The sequence below is a fragment of the Acidibrevibacterium fodinaquatile genome (assembly GCF_003352165.1).
Lineage (GTDB): Bacteria > Pseudomonadota > Alphaproteobacteria > Acetobacterales > Acetobacteraceae > Acidibrevibacterium > Acidibrevibacterium fodinaquatile.
The window spans coordinates 3,545,682-3,563,536 of the sequence record NZ_CP029176.1; the positions used below are offsets into that span (position 1 = coordinate 3,545,682).

At 65.0% G+C, this 17,855-nt stretch carries 17 protein-coding genes; 10 read left to right on the forward strand and 7 right to left on the reverse strand.

Features of this window, described 5'->3' with window-relative positions; all coding sequences use genetic code 11:
* Window positions 1-89: 89 nt before the first annotated feature.
* Both rpmE and DEF76_RS16835 read left to right on the forward strand, forming a co-directional pair.
* On the forward strand, window positions 90-317 hold the full coding sequence (gene rpmE / locus DEF76_RS16830) for a 50S ribosomal protein L31 (RefSeq protein WP_114913959.1): 228 nt from the start codon (window positions 90-92) through the stop codon (window positions 315-317).
* A 157-nt stretch (window positions 318-474) separates the two neighbouring features.
* Window positions 475-927, forward strand: coding sequence for an Hsp20 family protein (locus DEF76_RS16835; RefSeq protein WP_114913278.1), 453 nt, complete (start codon window positions 475-477; stop codon window positions 925-927).
* A gap of 263 nt (window positions 928-1,190) precedes the next feature.
* On the opposite strand, the gene hpnR is transcribed toward DEF76_RS16835, so the two are convergent.
* Complete coding sequence (gene hpnR / locus DEF76_RS16840) at window positions 1,191-2,738, reverse strand: hopanoid C-3 methylase HpnR (protein ID WP_114913960.1); 1,548 nt, start codon at window positions 2,736-2,738, stop codon at window positions 1,191-1,193.
* A 263-nt stretch (window positions 2,739-3,001) separates the two neighbouring features.
* Between hpnR and ykgO the strand changes: the two genes are divergently transcribed.
* The 4 genes from ykgO (at window position 3,002) to glcF (ending at window position 7,362) form a co-directional block, all read left to right on the forward strand.
* Entirely contained in the window at window positions 3,002-3,127 is a 126-nt protein-coding gene (ykgO, locus tag DEF76_RS16845; RefSeq protein ID WP_008492157.1) for a type B 50S ribosomal protein L36, read from the forward strand.
* Between the two features lie 202 nt (window positions 3,128-3,329).
* A complete protein-coding gene (locus DEF76_RS16850; protein ID WP_114913279.1) occupies window positions 3,330-4,757 on the forward strand; it encodes an FAD-linked oxidase C-terminal domain-containing protein in 1,428 nt (475 codons plus the stop codon).
* On the forward strand, window positions 4,754-5,962 hold the full coding sequence (locus tag DEF76_RS16855; protein ID WP_114913280.1) for an FAD-binding protein: 1,209 nt from the start codon (window positions 4,754-4,756) through the stop codon (window positions 5,960-5,962). The genes DEF76_RS16850 and DEF76_RS16855 overlap by 4 nt, the downstream gene beginning before the upstream one ends.
* A 23-nt stretch (window positions 5,963-5,985) precedes the next feature.
* Window positions 5,986-7,362 carry a glycolate oxidase subunit GlcF gene (glcF, locus tag DEF76_RS16860; RefSeq protein ID WP_114913281.1) on the forward strand — a complete coding sequence of 459 codons (1,377 nt, stop codon included), beginning with the start codon at window positions 5,986-5,988 and terminating at the stop codon, window positions 7,360-7,362.
* Window positions 7,363-7,405: 43 nt separating this feature from the next.
* On the opposite strand, the gene DEF76_RS20240 is transcribed toward glcF, so the two are convergent.
* From DEF76_RS20240 to DEF76_RS16885, 6 genes are all read right to left on the reverse strand, one after another.
* Window positions 7,406-7,666 carry a DDE-type integrase/transposase/recombinase gene (locus DEF76_RS20240; protein WP_162800723.1) on the reverse strand — a complete coding sequence of 87 codons (261 nt, stop codon included), beginning with the start codon at window positions 7,664-7,666 and terminating at the stop codon, window positions 7,406-7,408.
* Between the two features lie 93 nt (window positions 7,667-7,759).
* Entirely contained in the window at window positions 7,760-8,659 is a 900-nt protein-coding gene (locus DEF76_RS16865) for a polysaccharide deacetylase family protein (protein WP_114913282.1), read from the reverse strand.
* Window positions 8,660-8,661: 2 nt separating this feature from the next.
* Complete coding sequence (locus DEF76_RS16870; RefSeq protein ID WP_114913283.1) at window positions 8,662-8,892, reverse strand: 2-oxoglutarate and iron-dependent oxygenase domain-containing protein; 231 nt, start codon at window positions 8,890-8,892, stop codon at window positions 8,662-8,664.
* Window positions 8,893-8,911: 19 nt separating this feature from the next.
* Window positions 8,912-11,410, reverse strand: a complete 2,499-nt coding sequence (locus DEF76_RS16875; RefSeq protein ID WP_114913284.1) for a branched-chain amino acid ABC transporter ATP-binding protein/permease — start codon at window positions 11,408-11,410, stop codon at window positions 8,912-8,914.
* A gap of 1 nt (window position 11,411) precedes the next feature.
* Window positions 11,412-12,281: a branched-chain amino acid ABC transporter permease gene (locus DEF76_RS16880; RefSeq protein ID WP_114913285.1), complete on the reverse strand. Its 870-nt coding sequence runs from the start codon at window positions 12,279-12,281 to the stop codon at window positions 11,412-11,414.
* Window positions 12,282-12,286: 5 nt separating this feature from the next.
* The gene (locus DEF76_RS16885) at window positions 12,287-13,477 is read right to left on the reverse strand and encodes an ABC transporter substrate-binding protein (RefSeq protein WP_205216046.1); all 1,191 of its coding nucleotides are present in this window, start codon (window positions 13,475-13,477) and stop codon (window positions 12,287-12,289) included.
* A gap of 186 nt (window positions 13,478-13,663) precedes the next feature.
* Here DEF76_RS16885 and DEF76_RS16890 point away from each other — a divergent pair, with 186 nt between their 5' ends.
* The 4 genes from DEF76_RS16890 to DEF76_RS16905 are packed head-to-tail and all read left to right on the forward strand — an operon-like array spanning window position 13,664 to window position 17,665.
* Window positions 13,664-14,569 carry an ABC transporter substrate-binding protein gene (locus DEF76_RS16890; protein WP_114913287.1) on the forward strand — a complete coding sequence of 302 codons (906 nt, stop codon included), beginning with the start codon at window positions 13,664-13,666 and terminating at the stop codon, window positions 14,567-14,569.
* The gene (locus DEF76_RS20245) at window positions 14,569-16,164 is read left to right on the forward strand and encodes an amino acid ABC transporter permease/ATP-binding protein (RefSeq protein WP_114913288.1); all 1,596 of its coding nucleotides are present in this window, start codon (window positions 14,569-14,571) and stop codon (window positions 16,162-16,164) included. The genes DEF76_RS16890 and DEF76_RS20245 overlap by 1 nt, the downstream gene beginning before the upstream one ends.
* Window positions 16,161-16,577 carry a RidA family protein gene (locus DEF76_RS16900; RefSeq protein ID WP_114913289.1) on the forward strand — a complete coding sequence of 139 codons (417 nt, stop codon included), beginning with the start codon at window positions 16,161-16,163 and terminating at the stop codon, window positions 16,575-16,577. Before DEF76_RS20245 ends, DEF76_RS16900 begins: the two co-directional genes overlap by 4 nt.
* On the forward strand, window positions 16,574-17,665 hold the full coding sequence (locus DEF76_RS16905; RefSeq protein ID WP_114913290.1) for an acetamidase/formamidase family protein: 1,092 nt from the start codon (window positions 16,574-16,576) through the stop codon (window positions 17,663-17,665). The genes DEF76_RS16900 and DEF76_RS16905 overlap by 4 nt, the downstream gene beginning before the upstream one ends.
* Window positions 17,666-17,855 lie beyond the last annotated feature (190 nt).

The following is a 17,855-nucleotide window of genomic DNA, read 5'->3' on the forward strand; positions in this document are numbered from 1 at the left end:
CGCCGCCGGCTTGCCCGCCGGCGGCGGCGGCGCTATGACGCTCGCCGCGCCTGCCGGTCGGTATCGGCGGGGCAGCTATGGAGCGTGCGATGAAACAGGGCATTCACCCCGATTACCATGAGATCAATGTCGTCATGACCGACGGCACCCAGTTCACCACCCGCTCGACCTGGGGCAAAGCCGGCGACACCCTCCGGCTCGACATCGACCCGAAATCCCATCCCGCCTGGACCGGCGTGCAGCGCATCGTCGATACCGGCGGCCAGGTTGCGAAGTTCAACAAGAAATTCGCCGGGATCGGCCTCAAGCGCGGCTGAAAATAGCCGTTTGCCTCGCATGCGGGGCTCTTGAAGGAAGCGCGATTTTACCCATATCCCGAGCTGCCGGGGTGCCCGTTTGGGGTTCCGGTGTCTGCCGCGGCTGGCCCGACCGGGCGGCCAGAGTGAAACCTTGCTGGATATTGGAGGTTGTTCAATGACTGGGTTCGATTTCGCGCCGCTGTTCCGCACCGCCATCGGCTTCGACCGTTTGGCGCAATTGATGGATAGCGCTCAGGCTGGGGCCGAAGCCTCGTCCTACCCGCCTTACAACATCGAGAAACTGGCCGAAGATCAATACCGCATCACCATGGCGGTGGCGGGCTTCGCGCAGGAAGATCTGGAAATCACCATCAAGGAAAACGCGCTCTCCGTCGCCGGACGCGTGGCGAAGGATGGGCCGCAAACAGAAATTCTGTACCGCGGGATCGCCGGGCGGCCGTTCGAGCGCCGTTTCGTGCTGGCCGATCATCTCGTCGTCGAGGGGGCGGAGCTGAAAAATGGCCTTCTCCACATCAATCTGAAGCGTGTCGTGCCGGAAAGCCTGAAGCCGCGCCAGGTGCCGATCCAGGTCGGTGAGGCGCCACGCACGCTGGCCCACGCGGCCTGATCGCCTCTTCTCGGACCGGGCAGCGCCGTCGGCGCTGCCCGTTACCTCTGAGCGGGGATAAGGTTTTGGGTTCTTTTTTAGAAAAAGAACTGATCTCCTCCCTATGATGAGGACCACTGGCTGTGGCGATGGGGTCGACGCAATAGCATCCCAAGCTCGCCGCCACCGCGAGCGTCATTTCCACAGCGATAGGTCGGACTTCGCGGGAGCAGTGCAGCAGCCCTGGCCCAAGCCGCTTTTTGGGAAAGTCGGGTGTTGCAGCCTTACGCCTCCTCGTCGAAGGGTCTCGCGCCGGCCTCAACAACAAAGCGCCGTGTGCCGGCATCGAGCGCGCGATCACGTTCCCCGCGCGCTTGATGAACATAAAAGGCCGCGCGTTTGGTCGGGACGGCGGTCGTGGGCAGTGGCACCTCATAAGCGACCGGCAATGCATGGTCGGCGAGCAATTTCGTGGGATCATAGACAGAGTTGAAGCGGAACAGGCTTTGTAAAAAATTCGTCTGGCCGCGGCGCAGATGGCGTGCAACCAGGCCCGCAGTCCCAAGCAAGGTGCGCCAACCGAGATGCTTCATGTTCAAAACCCGCTGGGTCGCGACGAGTTCACGGTAGAATTCCGCAAGCGGCAGCTTCGTTGGCAACACGCAGTGCTGAATGTCGAAAAGCCGGTAATCGCGCGAGGTCAGCTGCCGTTCTTCCGTCATCCAGCTTTCGGTGCCGGGATAGGGGGTGTTGACGCTGATATTGACGATTTCCGGCACTTCGAGACACCATTGTCTTGCCGCCGCGAAGCGCGCCTCATCCCAATCGGGATCGACGATGATATTGACCGCGACATGGATCCCGAGTGAGCGGGCGAATTCCAGAGCCTCGAAATTCCGGCTGAGCGGCACCCGTTTGCGATACCGCGCAAGGCCCTCCTCGTCGATCGCCTCGAGGCCGAGAAAGAGATAACGAAGACCAAGCGTTTTCCAGAATCGGAACACGTCTTTGTTGCGCAGCAGAACGTCGCCCCGGGTTTCGAGATAATACTCTTTGCGCAGACCGCGCCGGGCGATCGCTTCGCCGATCGCCATCCCATGCTCAGGTCGGATGAAAGCGACGTCATCGACAATGAATACGCCCGGCTCGCGGATGGTTTTGAGATCCGCAACCGCGTGTTCCGGATCGATCAGCCGGTAGCTCCGGCCATAGAAGGTCCAGGCACTGCAAAACGTACAGTCCCACGGGCAACCGCGCGAGAACTCGATCGAGGCACAGGGGTCGAGCGGGCCAATGAAATATTTCCGGCGATGGCGGAGCAAGTGCCGGGCCGGGCGGAGCGCGTTCAAATCCTCGACAAAAGCCGGCTTGGGGCCCTCGCCTTCCGGTGTTACGGCGCCGGGCACGTCGTGAAGCGCTCCCCCGCGCGCGAGGGTTGCGAGCAAGAGCGGCATCGCCGCCTCGCCTTCCCCGCGCAAAACGCAGTCGATCGCGCCATCACCGTGTTCGAGAAGGGCATGGGCGACAAAAGAAGCGCTGTGTCCGCCGACAACGATGCGACCATTGGGCCAGCGGTGTTTCGTCTCCTTGGCGAGATCGACGATCTCCGGCACATTGGCAAGGTAGTTGCAGGAAAACGCAATGACGTCTGGCCGCCAGCGGCCGATTTCACGAAAATAGGCGCGATGGCTCTCGACCTGCAGGTCGATCAGCCGCACCGCATGCCCCACGGCAAGCGCCGCCGCCGCGACCAATTCCAGCCCCAGCGGCTCGAGGCGAAGAAAGACCTTGGTATACATCAGCGGGCCGGGATGGACGCAAAGCAGGCGCATGCAAACCTCCTTCGTTCGGCGGCCGCGGTTGAGGACCGTGCCGGTTCCATCAGACAAAACTATGAAATAATTCCGTGCCCATCGGCCTATCAACCAGGCCCCATCATCAAATGACCGAAAGCGCTGTTGCGGCATGGCCATCGCGCTCGGCGGCGCGATCGCCAATTCCCGAACGCTGTACTAGGCCTACCACCTTGCTTGACAAAAGCGCGCGTGACGCTAAACCGAACTGCCGCGTCGAGAGAAACTGTCAGAGACCTGCCATGAAGATCCGTAACAGCCTGAAATCCGCCAAGCTGCGGGACAAGAACTGCCGGGTGGTGCGCCGCCATGGTCGGGTTTATGTCATCAACAAGAAAAACCCACGCATGAAAGCGCGCCAGGGTTGATGCGCTAGACCACATCTGAGAGAAAGGGAGAAATTTCTTCTTTTTCTGAAGAAAAAGAAGCAAAAAGACTTCTCCCCGTTTTCTCGAAGTGGCAAAGCCTATGGCATTAGGCAATAGATAAAAGTTTTTTGGTTCTTTTTTTTCAAAAAAGAACAAACCCTTCCCTCTTCCCCCTATATGAAGTGGATGCCGGGAGGATGTCATGATCGATCTGCCAGCCCCGAATCCAGCAACCCTTGCCGCGCGTGAGCGCATCGTTGCCGGTTTACGCGCGATTTTGCCCGAAACCGGGGTCATCGCCGAGCCGCTTCGCCTCAAGCCTTATGAGACCGACGGTCTTTCCGCCTATCGCCAGACGCCGCTCGCGGTGGCGCTGCCGGAAACCACCGAGCAGGTCGCCGCGGTCTTGCGCTTTTGCCATGATAACGGCGTCCGCGTGGTGCCGCGCGGTGCCGGCACCAGCCTCTCCGGCGGCGCGCTGCCGCTCGCTGATGCGGTGGTGGTCGGGCTCATGCGCATGAACCGCATCCTCGCCATCGATTATGCCGACCGTCTCGCGGTGGTGCAGCCTGGGGTCACCAATATCGGCATCACGGAAGCGGTGCGCGGCGCCGGGTTCTTCTATGCCCCGGACCCTTCGAGCCAGCTCGCTTGCATGATCGGCGGCAATGTCAACATGAATTCCGGCGGGGCGCATTGCCTGAAATACGGCGTCACCGCCAATAACCTCCTCGGCCTCAAAATCGTCACCATCGAAGGTGAGATCATCGACATCGGCGGCGCCCATCTCGATGCCGCGGGGTATGACTGGCTCGGCCTCCTCACCGGCAGCGAGGGTCAGCTCGCCATCGTCACCGAGGTCACGGTGCGTATTCTGCGCAGCCCCGAGGGCGCGCGCGCCATGCTCGCCGCGTTCACGAGCAACGAGATCGCCGGCGCCTGTGTCGATGCCATCATCACCTCAGGCATCATTCCGGTCGCCCTCGAATTCATGGACCGCCCGGCGATCCATGCCTGCGAGGCATTCGCCCATGCTGGCTATCCGCTCGATGCCGAGGCGATGCTGATCATCGAGGTTGAGGGCAGCACCGCGGAACAGGACGATCTGCTCGCGCGGATCAAGGCGATTTGCGCTCGCTTTGACCCGATCAGTCTCAAAGTCTCGCAAAGCGCCGAGGAGTCGGCGGCGATCTGGAAAGGGCGCAAGGGCGCGTTCGGCGCGGTTGGGCGCATCAGCCCGGATTATCTCTGCATGGATGGCACCATCCCGACCGGCCGCCTGCCCGAGGTGCTGCGTCGCATCGGCGAAATGAGCGAAAGCTACGGCCTCAAGGTCGCCAATATCTTCCACGCCGGCGACGGCAATCTCCACCCCCTGATCATGTTCGATGCGAACGACCCCGAGAGTTTCCACCGCGCCGAGACGTTCGGCGCCGATATCCTGAGGCTCTGCGTCGAGGTCGGCGGCTGCCTCACCGGCGAGCATGGCGTCGGGGTCGAAAAGCGCGACCTCATGCCGGCGCAGTTCAATGACATCGAGCTCGACCAACAGCGGCGCATCAAAACCGCGTTCGATCCGGATTGGCTCCTCAACACCGCAAAAGTGTTTCCGCTCCCGCGCGCCGCATGACCACGCTCGCCCCCGCCGAGGAAACCGAAATCGCCGAGGCGATCGGTGACGCGCGCGCCCGCGGGACGCCGATCCTGCTCGCCGGCCACGCAACCAAGGATGGGCTTTTGCGCCCGGTGCAAGCAGAGACCACGCTTTCCCTCAAAAACCACCAAGGCGTCACGCTCTATGCCCCGAATGAGCTGATCGTCAGCGCCCGCGCCGGGACCAAGCTCGCCGAGATCGAAGCGCTGGTTGCCGCCAAAGGTCAGCAGATCATCGCCGAGCCGCCCGATCTCTCGGCGCTGCTCGGCACCGCGGGCGGGCAGACGCTGGGCGGCGTCGTTGCTTGCAACCTCTCCGGCCCGCGCCGCGTCACCGCTGGCGCGATGCGCGATCATGTGATGGGCCTGCGCGCGGTCAATGGCGCGGGTGAGGTCATTCGCGCCGGCGGGCGGGTTTTGAAGAACGTCACCGGCCTTGATCTCTGCAAGCTGCTCACCGGCAGCTTTGGAACCCTCGCCGCGATCACCGAAATCACTCTGAAAGTGCTGCCAGCGGCCGAGACGATGGCAACGCTGGTGCTCCCCGGGATCGAAGCGCCAAAAGGGGTCGCGGCACTTTCGGCGGCGCTGGGATCACCGTTTGGTGTCTCCGCCGCCGCCTGGCTGCCCGCCGCGCAGGCCGCGCGGGTTCCCGAACTCGCGCCCTTCGCGGCGCCGGTCGCGCTGGTCCGCATCGAGGATTTTCGCCCGAGTGTCGCCTATCGCGCCGGGCGCCTGCGCGAGACTTTGGCCGAATTCGCGCCGGCTGAGATCATCGCTGACGTGCCGAGCCACGCCCTCTGGCGGGCGGTGCGTGATGCGGCGCCGCTCGGCGTGGCGGGCCGGGAGGAAGCGGTCTGGCGGGTCTCGGTGCGGCCCTCGGCGGGGCCGGCGATCGTCGCCGCCGTCGAAAGCCTCGGCGGGCGCTGTTTTCTCGATTGGGGCGGCGGGCTGGTCTGGATCGTGGCGGACGCCTCGGCGGCCCATCACCGCGCCATCACCGGCGCGGCGCGGGCGGCGGGCGGGGTCTGGTGGCTGATGCACGCCCCGGCCGCCCTCCGCGCCAGCCTCGACGTGGTGCCGCCCGAGCCGGCACCGCTTGCCGCGATCGCGCGGCGGGTGAAGGCGGCGTTCGATCCCGCCTTCATCCTCAATCCCGGCCGTATCCACGCCGGCCTCTGAACCCCCTCCCCCCAGCCGCGATCATGCAAACCAATTTCACGCCCGAACAGCTTCGCGACCCCGAAATCGCGGTCGCCAATCAGATTTTGCGCACCTGCGTCCATTGCGGCTTCTGCACCGCAACCTGCCCGACCTTCGTCCTCCTCGGTGACGAACTCGACAGCCCGCGCGGACGCATCTACCTGATCAAAGACATGCTGGAGAGCGGCCGGCCGGCGAGCGAGGAGGTGGTGCGCCATGTCGATCGCTGCCTCTCTTGCCTCGCCTGCATGACTACCTGCCCCTCGGGTGTGCATTACATGCACCTCGTCGATCATGCCCGCACCTATATCGAGGAAACCTATCGCCGCCCCTGGCATGACCGCGCGCTGCGGGCGCTGCTCGCGCGCGTGCTGCCGCGCCCGCGGCTCTTTCGCGCTGCCCTGATCGCAGCAAAGCTCGCCCGGCCGTTTCGCTTCCTCGCGGCCGGAAAAAGCGTTTTGGCCAAGCGCCTTGCCGCCATGCTGGCGATGGCGCCGGCGCGGCTTGCCGCCCCGAGCGCGCTCGAGCGGCCCGGCACCCATGCCGCGCTCGGGCCGCGCCGGCAGCGTGTCGCGCTTCTTGCCGGCTGCGCCCAGCAAGTGCTCGACCCGGAGATCAACGCGGCGACGATCCGCCTCTTGACCCGCCTCGGCGTCGAGGTCGTCGTCGCCAAGGGGGCGGGATGCTGCGGCGCGCTCACCCATCACATGGGCCGGCATGACGAAGCGATGGCGGCGGCGCGCGCCAATATCGCGGCCTGGAGCCGCGAGATCGAGGCCGGCGGCCTCGATGCGGTGATCATCAACGCCTCCGGCTGCGGCACCACGGTCAAGGATTATGGCTTCATGTTTCGGGCCGAGCCCGAGCCCTGGCGAACACGGGCCGCGCGCATCTCGGAGATCGCGCTCGACATCAGCGAGTTTCTCACCCGTATGCCCTATCACCCGACGCGCGAGCCACCCGGCCTCACGGTTGCATACCACGCCGCCTGCAGCCTCCAGCACGGCCAGAAGATCACCGGCGAGCCGAAAGCCCTGCTGCGCGCGGCGGGGTTTGCCGTCGTCGAACCGGCGGAGGGGCATCTCTGCTGCGGCTCGGCCGGCACCTATAATCTGATGCAGCCCGAGATCGCGACGCGACTACGCACGCGCAAGCTCGGCAATCTCGCCGCAACCGGCGCCGATATCATCGCCGCCGGCAATATCGGCTGCCTCACGCAACTCGCTGGCGACCGCCTGCCGGTCGTCCATACCGTGCAATTGCTCGACTGGATGGCAGGCGGGCCAGAGCCACAAGCGATTGCGAAAGCGCGCCAAACCTCCCGTGAGGCCCAAACCCCCCGTGAGGCCCAAACCCCCGGTGAGGCATTATCAACTTAACCGGTCTCGGTCGTGTTTTGGCTCACGACGGAAGCCGGGTACATCATGCTGCTGCGCTTTGGGCGGACGTCTCCTCTTGCCAGACCCTGAAGGCGGCGGCCCGCACGGAATGGTAGGCTTTTGCTGTCGTCCGATGCCGTCGCGGATGAAAATGTCCGAGGATGAAGGCATGGGCCGACAGGAAGCGTTGGGCCCGCCGCGTTGACTTGAGCCACTGCATCTGTCGTTCTCGGCGTCCGGTTGGCTGATGCGAGTTCTCGGCCCGATTGTTCAAGTAGCGGCTCTGCACCAGGATATCGAGCACGACGCCATCCTCGCCCACGCCGCTCCCGCCGGCCAGACCCAGTTAACGTGACAATGGCCTTCGGCGCCTTCGAGGATCGCGCTTTTCACCCGATTATGACCTGCGAGCGGACGCGTCAAAAGGCGGCAACGCTGCGTAATGCTGGGCGATGGCGCCCGGTGTCGTAATCCAGATATCGTCGCGACGCGCGGCGATATGAGCGAGTGCGCGGCGAAGATGGCGGAGGCGAAACGGCTGGCCAACGATATAGGCGTGCAGTGCGATCCCCATGACCAGCGGCTGTGCCGCGCTCTGGGCCAGCATTTCCTCGAACTGATCGATGATCATGTCGGCGAATTCGGACGCGCCAGCGCGGCGGACGGCGATCGCCGGGATATCGTTGATCTCCTGAGGGTAGGGGACGGAGAGAATCGCGCCAGAGCGGGTCCGCATCCAGACCGGCTGGTCATCATGGCACCAATCGAGAAGATACTCATAGCCTGCCTCCTTGAGGAGGTCTGGCGTCACATGGCTTTGCGCGAGCCAGGGGCCAAGCCAGCCCAACGGGCGCCGCCCACACCAGGCGGCGATGCGCGTTGTCGCCTCCGCGATCAGTGCGCTTTCGCCAGCCTCGGACAGCACCGATTGGCGCTCGGAATTCGTGCGGCCATGCCCGACGATCTCATCGCCGCGGGCGAGAAAGGCCGCCGCCAGAGATGGGCAGTGATCGAGAAGGCTACTGTTGAGCAACAGCGCCGCCGGCAGCGCCAGCTCCTCGAACATATCGAGCAGGCGCCATGCCCCAACCCGATTGCCATACTCGCGCCATGCAAAATTCGGCACATCCGGGGCCGGGCCGCCGGGGATCAGCTCGGCGCCGAGTCCCTCCCCGAACGCGAAATGCTCGAGATTGAGCGCGACATAGACGGCAAGCCGCTTCCCTTCCGGCCAGCAAAAATCGGGGCGATCGTTGATGGCGCGATAATCGTAGCGGTCATGCGTTCGAAGCGTCATGGTCAGGCGGCCTGCGCGACCCGCTGTTTTTCGCTCTCATCGAGGGCGAAGAAAGTGCGCGAGACAGAGGCGGCCCCGGCAAGCATGGTCTCTGAGACGCCATGGCCGGCGATGACGAGAAAGCCGATGTCACGGCAGGCGCGATCGATTTCGCCGGCAAGGCGCCGGCGCGCCGCGACATCACCGCAACAGAGCGGCGTGATATCGAGAACCGGAACCTCCAACAGGGTCATTGCGCATGTCCTCCTTCGGTCAGGCAACGAATGCGGCGCGCCTGCCAGCCGCCGCGCCCCCGAGATAAGCGGCGGCGAGATCGCGATCGTCGGCGAGGTCGGCAGCCTTGCCGGCGCGGGTGATCCGGCCGTTCTCGATGACGATGGCACGGTCGGCAATGCCGAGCGCCAGCGTCGCCATCTGATCGACGACGACCATGGTCAGCCCCTCGCTGGCAAGGGTGGCGAGATCGGCGAACAGCCGTTCGGCGACCTGCGGCGCAAGGCCGAGCGAGGGTTCGTCGAGCATGAGCAGGCGTGGACGGGCAAGCAGGCCGCGGGCGATCGCGAGCATCTGCTGCTCGCCGCCGGAGAGCAGCCCAGCGCGTTGGCGGGCGCGCTCAGCAAGACGCGGGAAGCGGGCAAAAACCGCGCCCAATTCGTCGTCATCCGGCCAGGCGCGGCGGGCGAAAGCGCCGAGACGGAGATTGTCGCGCACCGAAAGTTCGGGAAACACCTGCCGCCCTTCGGGCACGAGAACCAGCCCGCGCGCGGCGAGGGCGGCGGCCGAAAGCCCGGTCACCGTGGCGCCCTCGAACGCGACCGAACCCGCAAGCGGCGGCAACAAACCGACGATGGTGGCAAGCACGGTCGATTTGCCGGCGCCGTTCGCACCGAGAATAGCAAGCGTTTCACCGGCGGCGACGGTGAAGGAAATATCCTCCACCACCGGCGCGCCGCCATAGCCGGCGGCCAGCCCGGCGACGTCGAGCATGACCGGACGCCGGCGTGCCGGCGCGTCGCGTGGCGCTGCCGGCGTCGTTTTCTTGCGGCCGAGATAGGCCGCCCGCACCGTCTCATCGGCTTGCACCGCGTCAGGCCGGCCGGCGGCGATCACCCGCCCCTGATCCAAGACCACCACCTGGTCGGAAAGCCCCATGACCAGCCCGAGATCATGTTCGACCAGAACGACCGCAACCCCGGCCCCGGCAATGTCGCGCAGCAGGCGGGTGAGCGGCACGCGTTCGGCCGCCGTCAGCCCGGCGGCGGGCTCATCAAGCAGGAGAACGCGCGGGCGGAGCGCGAGCGCGCGGGCAATCTCCACCTGGCGGCGCGCCCGCGGCCCGAGACTGCCGGCGCGCGCCGCGGCGTCACCGTCATAGCCGACGCGCGCGAGCAGCCGGCGCGCGATCTCGGCCGGGGCGACGCCGCGCCAGCGCGTGCGCGGCAACGCCACCCGCACATTGTCGAGCGCGCTCAAGCCATCGAACAGCAACGCGGTTTGAAACCCGCGCGCGAGCCCGCGCCGCGCCCGCTTGCGCGCACCGAGGCGGGAAATGGCTTTGCCTGCGAGCAAAATCCGCCCGGCATCGGCGCGGTAGAACCCGGAGAGCAGATTGAGCACGGTCGATTTGCCGGCCCCATTCGGGCCGATCAATGCGGTGATCGCACCGGGCGGAAAGCGTGCGGAAAACCCGTCAACCGCACGGATCCCGCCGAAGGCGAGTACGAGAGTCTCGGCCATCAATCCCGGAGCCGTCCCGGCGCCAAGCGAGAGAAAGGCGGCGAGATCGAGCATGGGCGCCGCCTGCGCTGCCCGCACGCCGCGCTTTGGCCAGAGGCGTGCGATGATTCCGGCGATGCCCGAGGGCGCGATCAGCAGCACGATCAGCAAAACTCCCCCGACGAGCAGCAGACGATATTCCGCGAGCCCGGCTAGCATCTCCGGCAACAAAACGACGACGACGGCGCCGAAAACCGGCCCCGAGACCGCGCCGACGCCGCCCAACATCACCGCGAGAACGTCGAGAATGGAGGCCGAGAGCGGAAACGTCTCGGGATTGATGAAGCCGACAAGCGGCGCGAAAAACCCGCCGGCAAGCCCGGCGAGCCCCGCGGCAATGGCGAACGCGACGCATTTCAGCGCGACCGGATTGAGCCCGATCGCGCTTGCTGCGGTTTCGCTGTCTCTAACCGCGGCAAGCGCGAAACCAAGCCGGCTCCGGGCGAGCACAGCATAGGCAAGGACGCTAGCGGCGGCGATCAGCACGATCAGCGCCGCCTGCGCCTGCACCTCTGCTTCCCCCCAGGGGAGTGGCACGCCCGCGCCGAGGGCGATGCCGTTCGCGCCGCCGGTCAAGGCTTTGCCGACGATGATGCCATGCTCGACGACGAATGCGAAAGCGATGGTGATCATGGCGAGATAGGGCCCTTTGAGCCGCATCGCCGGCAAGGCAAGCAGAAAGCCGCACAACGCCGCGAGCGCAACGCCGAGTGCGAGCGCCGGCCAGAACAGCGACGGCGCTCTGGCGGTGACGAGGGCGACGGCGTAGGCGCCGATCGCCTGAAACGCCACCTGGCCGATCGAGATCTGCCCCGAAAGCCCGATCAAGACATTGAGGCCGACGCCGATGATCACGACGATGCCGACTTCGCCGAGGATCAGCGCCTGATAATCATCGAGCCATACCGCCGACAGCGCGAGCAGGGCGGCGAACCCTAGGCCGGCCGCGACAGATAATTTTCCCCCGACGCGCATGTCAGACCTTGCGCGTCTCCGCCCGGCCGAAAAGACCGTGCGGGCGGAGATAGAGCGCCAGAATGACGAGCCCGAAACTCGCCATCACCGTCGCCCCCGAGCCGGCGAACGCGGTGACGGATGCCTCGGCGAGGCCGAGCAATAGCCCAGCGAGCACGACGCCCCAAGGGTTATCGAGCCCGCCGAGAATGGCCGCGGCAAATCCCTTGATACCGAAAACGAAGCCCATGTCGGCCGAAACCTGGGTGAGCGGGGTAATGAGAATGCCGGCGAGCCCCGCCAAGGCGGAGGACAGGGCATAGGCAAAAACCGTTACCTTCGCCGCATCGATGCCCATCAATTGGGCAGCGCGCGGGTTTTGCACCACGGCGAGCAGAGCCTTGCCATACGGGGTTGCTCGCGTTGCCCATAAGAACATACCAGCGAGGCCGAGCCCAACCACGAGGATTGCGATATGAAGCGGCAACACGCCGACCCCGAACAACATCAGCGGGTGCCGCGCCAGCGCCGACGGCATGCCGCGCGGCTCCTTGCCGAACAGAAACATCGCCGCGTTCTCGACCAGCATCCCGGCCGCGACCGTCGCCATCAGCCAGGATTCCGAGCCGCGGGCACGAAACGGCCGCACTGCGACGCGCTCCAAAACTACGCCGAACCCGGCGCAACCGATCAGCGCCGCCCCGATCGCGAACGGCATCGGCCAGTCCCCCGGCACCGCCAGCGCGAAGGCAATCACCGCGCCCAGCATCATTACGCTGCCTTGCGCGAAATTGACGCTCCGCGACACCACCCAGGTGACATGATAGCCGAGCGCAAGCAGCCCATACATGGCGCCGATCGCAAACCCGCTGACGAGCGAAGTGGCCAACATCCAGCTTAATCCACCGGCACGATCTTGTTTTCGGCGAAATGCACCATGATGTAGTCGTCAGCGCCGAGGGCATCGTGATCGGCGGCGGTGAAGGCGGGCGCGTAGCGCTTGATCAGGCCGTCATAGGGGGGCAGTGCCTCGAGCGCGGCCTGGATCGCCGGCCCCTCGGTCGATCCCGCTTTGGCAATGGCGAGCGCCAGAAGATGCATCGCATCGTAGGCATCGGCGGTACCGACCGGGGCGATAATATCCTCCGCCCCTTTGATCGCGGGATATTTCTTTTCGAGTTCGGCCAGCACCGCCTCGCCCTTCGGGCTCGCTTTGAAAAAACTGTAGGTTTGGACGAAAGCAACCTTGGTCGCCGATGGCCCGGCGAGTTCGGGGAAGCGGCCGCCGGAAATCCCCCAATGCGAAATCACCGGAACGGTCCAGCCCATGCGGTCGAGCGAGCGGATCACTTCGGCCGCCGGCGCCGCGTTGCCGACCAGGATGATGGCGTCCGCGCCCGCTGCTTTAAGGCGCGTGAGTTGCGCGGTCATATCGGTATCGCCGGTCTCGAAACTCTCGGCGCCGGCGAGCGACACATTGGCCGCTTTGGCGGCGGCCTCGAGCCCGGCATGGTTTGACTCCCCCCAAGGGTTGTCGATCAGCATGAGCCCGGGATGCTGCGCGTGGGCGATGCTGACGGCGTAGCGGAGCAGCCGTTGGTCGACCAGGGCGTCGACGGCGGAGACCCGAAAGACGTAATTGGGGCTTGCGCCGTTATGCGTAATGCCGGTGCCCGCCGCCCAGACGCCGAGAAACGGCACCTTCTCCTTGTTCGCGACCGGCACGAGGGCGATCGAGACCGGGGTATCGATGCCGCCGAAAAAGGCAACAACATGCTCGCGGGAGATCAATTCGCGGGCGGCGGCGATTCCCTTGCCGGGGTTCGATTCATCATCGCGCCGCACCAGCACAACAGGACGCCCGAGGACGCCGCCTGCCTGGTTGATCTCGTCGATCGCGACCGCGAGCCCGCGCGTGATCGCCTCCCCCGAAACCGCCGACTGACCCGAGAGTGCCGCAACCAGGCCAACCGGGATCGGCGCCGGCTCGGCCGCCGCGACGATATGCGGGGCAAACAGGCAGGCGGCCATGGCGAGAGCGCGAGAGATGTTATGTGTGGTGTGGCGCAAGGATTTTGGGAGGGGCATGGTGTTGGTCGGTTCCCATTTTGTGGCAGACGGGCGGTGCGCAGAAAGCCGCGGCGATACCTTTGCCAAGCAAAATTGAGGCCAGCGGTGATGCGCGGGCGTCGGCATTCACCTCCGGGAGCGGCACGGCTTTTGCTTCCGCCTTGGGGAGTTGAAGAGCTTCACCCCGTGCCGGCAGGAGACGCCATGACATTCCCCATTGCCTCGTTCAAGCGCACCACCTCGTTTGCGAAACCGATCCTCATTGGCGCCCTCTGCCTGTTTGCTGCACTCGCGGCGCCACGGGCGCGAGCCGCCGGGCTTGGCGACAATGCCGCCTGCCAAGCGTTGCAGGCGAAATACCCGATGGTCAAAGGCAAGACATTGGTCGATGCGCTGAACCCGCACACGCCGGGTTATGAGGCGCTCGATCCCAACGATCCGAGCCATTATATCGGCTTCGATGTCGATCTTGCCGAAGCGATCGGCGAATGCCTCGGCTTTAAGCTGACCTACAAACCGGTGACGTTCGCAGCACTTTTGACGACGTTGCAGAGCGGCCAGGCGGATATCGTTATTTCCGACATCTACGCCACCAGCGAACGCGCCAAAGCAGCCGATTTCATCACCTATTCCAAAGTGTTTGATGGTGTCCTGGTGGTCAAAGGCAATCCCAAGCACATCACCGGCATCAACGAGTCGCTCTGTGGCGATACCGCCGCTGAAAACACCGGTTTCGTCGAAGTGCCGCTGGTGCAAAACCTTGCGCCGGTCTGCAAATCCGCCGGCAAGCCGGAACCAAGCCTCCAGCTCTATGACAATAACGCCGATTGTATTCAGGCAATCCTCGCCGGGCGAGCCGACACTTACATCAACGACGTGAACACCGTTGATCAGGCGGTCAAAGCCTATCCCGACAAGCTCAGCAAGGCGGTTGCCGTCACGCTCCCCTATTCGATCGGGATCGCGGTGCCGAAAACCAAGCCGGAATTCCGTGAAGCGGTCATGGCGGCGCTGATCGAGGTGCAGAAGGCGGGGGTGGAAACCGCTTTGCTCAATAAATGGGCGCTCGATGCCGGTTCCATGGAAGAACCCAAGCTGCTGACGCAGTGATGGGGCTGTTTTTTCACTATCTCAGCCTGCCTTATCTGCTTTGGGGCATTGGCTTCACGCTCGAAGTCACTGCGCTCGGGCTGGTGGGCGGGTTGGCGATCGGGCTGCTTCTGGCCGGCATGCAATTGGGGCGCGTGCCGGCCCTCGCCGCCCTGGCGCGCGGCTACACGGTGATCTTCCGTGGCACGCCGCTGGTTCTGCAACTCGTCTTCGCCTATGACGCGCTGCCGCATATCGGCCTCACGCTCAGCGCGGTCGCGGCCGCCTCTCTCGCGCTCGCGGCGAACGAAGCGCCGTTCATCGCCGAAATCCTCCGCGCCGGCGTGATCGGCGTCGATGCCGGCCAGATCCTCGCCGGGCAAGCGCTCGGCATGACGCCGCGCGTTCTGATGCGCCGGGTGATCGCGCCGCAGGCAATTCGCATGATCGTCCCGGCGCTCGGCAACGAGACCGTCTCGGCGCTCAAGAATTCCTCGCTTGCCTCGGTCATCGCGGTGCCAGAGCTGACCTTGCGCAGCACCCAGCTCGCCTCGTCGACCTTTGATTTTTTCTCGATCTTTTTTGCCTCGGGGCTGATCTACCTAGCTCTGACCGGTGCGATCAGCCTCATGCAGTTGGGCGTTGAGGAAGCCCTTGATCTCGATCGCCGGGCACAGCGCAAACGCGTCTCATGGCTGCGCCGGCGCGCGCCGCTCGCCGTGTCCGCCGCGCCTGCCGCGCCACCGGCGGCACACGAGGCCGCGCCCCCGCGCGCCGCGCCCCTTCCATCCGCACGCCGCGTGCCGCGCGCCGCGACATCGGCGCAGGGTGATGCCGTCGTCGAGGTCCGGAACCTGCATAAGCGCTACGGCGATCAGATCGTGCTCGATCATATCGATCTGACGGTTCGCACAGGCGAGGTGGTGGCGCTACTCGGCCGCAGCGGATCCGGTAAAAGCACGCTGCTCCGCTGCATCAACCATCTGGAGGAATGGGACGCCGGCATCATCCGCGTCGGCGGCCGCCGGCTCGGCCATGGCGAGGATGGCCGCAAGCTTTCTTCGCGTGCGATTGCGCGTGAGCGGGCCGATCTCGGGGTCGGCATGGTGTTCCAGCACTTCAATCTCTTCGCCCATCTCACAGCGCGGCAGAACATCGCCGGGCCGCTGCAATGGGTGCATGGCGTTTCGGCGGCGGAGGCCGATCAACGGGCGATGGTCTTGCTGCACCGTGTCGGCCTCGCCCATCGCGCCGATGCGCTGCCCCGCCATCTTTCTGGCGGTCAGCAGCAGCGTGTCGCGGTCGCGCGGGCGCTGGCGCCGAACCCGAGCGTCTTGCTCCTCGATGAGCCGACCTCGGCGCTCGATCCCGAGCTCGTCGAGGAAGTTCTCGAAGTGATCAGGCTGCTTGCGGTGCAGGATGGTCTGACCATGATCATTTCAACGCACCAATTGCGTTTCGCGCGCGATGTCGCGGATCGCATCGTGTTCCTCGCCGATGGCGTGGTGAGGGAGGAAGGGCCGGCGCTGGAAGTGCTCACACGGCCGCGCCATCCCCAGACCGCGCGCTTCCTCCGCGTCATGGGTGCGGAGCAGGTGGCGGAGCTGCCGGGATGAGCCACAAGCGACAGGCCTTTTCCTTCACCCCCGAGCAGGGGGTTCCGCCGGGAGTCGCGCCGTTTTCGCACGCCATGCGCTGGGGCGATCTGCTGTTCGTGACCGGCCAGATGCCGACCGATCCCAAGACCGGCATGCTGGTCGCCGGCGACGTCGTCGCCCAGGCCGAGCAAGTGCGGCGCAATCTCGAAGCGGTGCTGGCGCAATGCGGCGCGATATTGGACGATGCGCTGATGGTGCGCGTCTATCTCGCCGATTTCGCAGACTATGAAGCGTTCAACACGGCCTATCGAAACTGGTTCCATGGCGCGCTGCCTGCGCGCACCTGTGTTGGTGTCACCGGGCTTGCGCTCGGCGCGAGGGTGGAAATCGATCTCATCGTGGGCCTCAAGGGAGATGATGAACCGAAATGACTCTGATCCACAACGAGCATCGCGCCGAGCGGGCGCGCCTCCGGCCGACGCTCCATGAAATCCGCGCAACACCGGAGACGGTGCATTGGGGGTATTTTTCCGCCTCGCTCGCGCCCGTCCTGCGCGTTGCGAGCGGCGACGTGATCCGCGCCGAGGCCGTGACCCATCATGCCGGCGATGCCCCGGAATTGATGATGGATGAAGGGGTTTCGGCGATTTTCGCTGGCGTTCCGGTCGAGGATCGCAATCCCGGCGTGCATATTCTGACCGGGCCGATCCATATCGAAGGCGCAAGGCCGGGGGATGTCCTCGAAGTGCGCTATCTGCAGATGACGCCACGCGTCCGCTATGGCTCCAACCTCGCCGCGCATTGGGGGCATCTCTACCGCGATTTCGGCAAGGAGCGCGTGACGATCTACCGCATGGATGAAGCCTGCGAGACCGCCGAAGCGGTGTTCGCCTATGATTTTCCCGGCAAATACGAGATTCCAGGCACGATCACCCATGCCCGCGATTGTTGCCGTGTTCCCGCGCTGCGTGGCGTGCGCGTGCCGGTGCGGCCACATCTCGGCACGGCGGGTGTCGCGCCGGACACACCAGGGCGCGTGAGCAGCGTGCCGCCCGGCCAGCATGGCGGCAATATCGATAATTGGCGCATCGGCGCGGGGGCGACGATGTTTTACCCGGTGCAGGTGGAGGGCGCGCTGTTTTCGATCGGCGATCCGCATATCTCCCAAGGTGACGGCGAAATCAGCGGCACCGCGATCGAGGCGTCGCTGGATGTGCTGTTTCAGGTCTTCGTCCGCCGTGATTTCCGCTTTCCTTCGCCGCTGCTGCGGACCTCGGATAGCTGGATGACGCACGGCTTCGATGAAAGTCTCGATCAGGCGATGCGCAACGCCAGCCTGGAGATGCTGACATTGCTGACCGAGCATCACGGATTGAGCCGTGACGATGCCTATTCTCTGATGAGCGTCGCGGCGGATTTCACGGTAACCCAAGTGGTCGATGGCCGCCAGGGTGTCCATGCCAGGATCTGCCATGCCGTTTTTCCCCCCTCGAGAGTCCTAGAGCAAGGTAGGTTTTGATTGAACCATCCTGTTCAATCAAAACCGGCCAACGTGCTCGCCAAAATAGGTGTGGAGCGTGATCGGCTCAAACCGATCGCGCTCTAGGCCGTGTCATCTCGATCCCGGCCAGCAGGCTCAATGTGCCATGACGTTTGTATTCATGGTCGCGTGCGAAGGCCGCATGAACCGCGGGCTTCGGCGGCAAGTC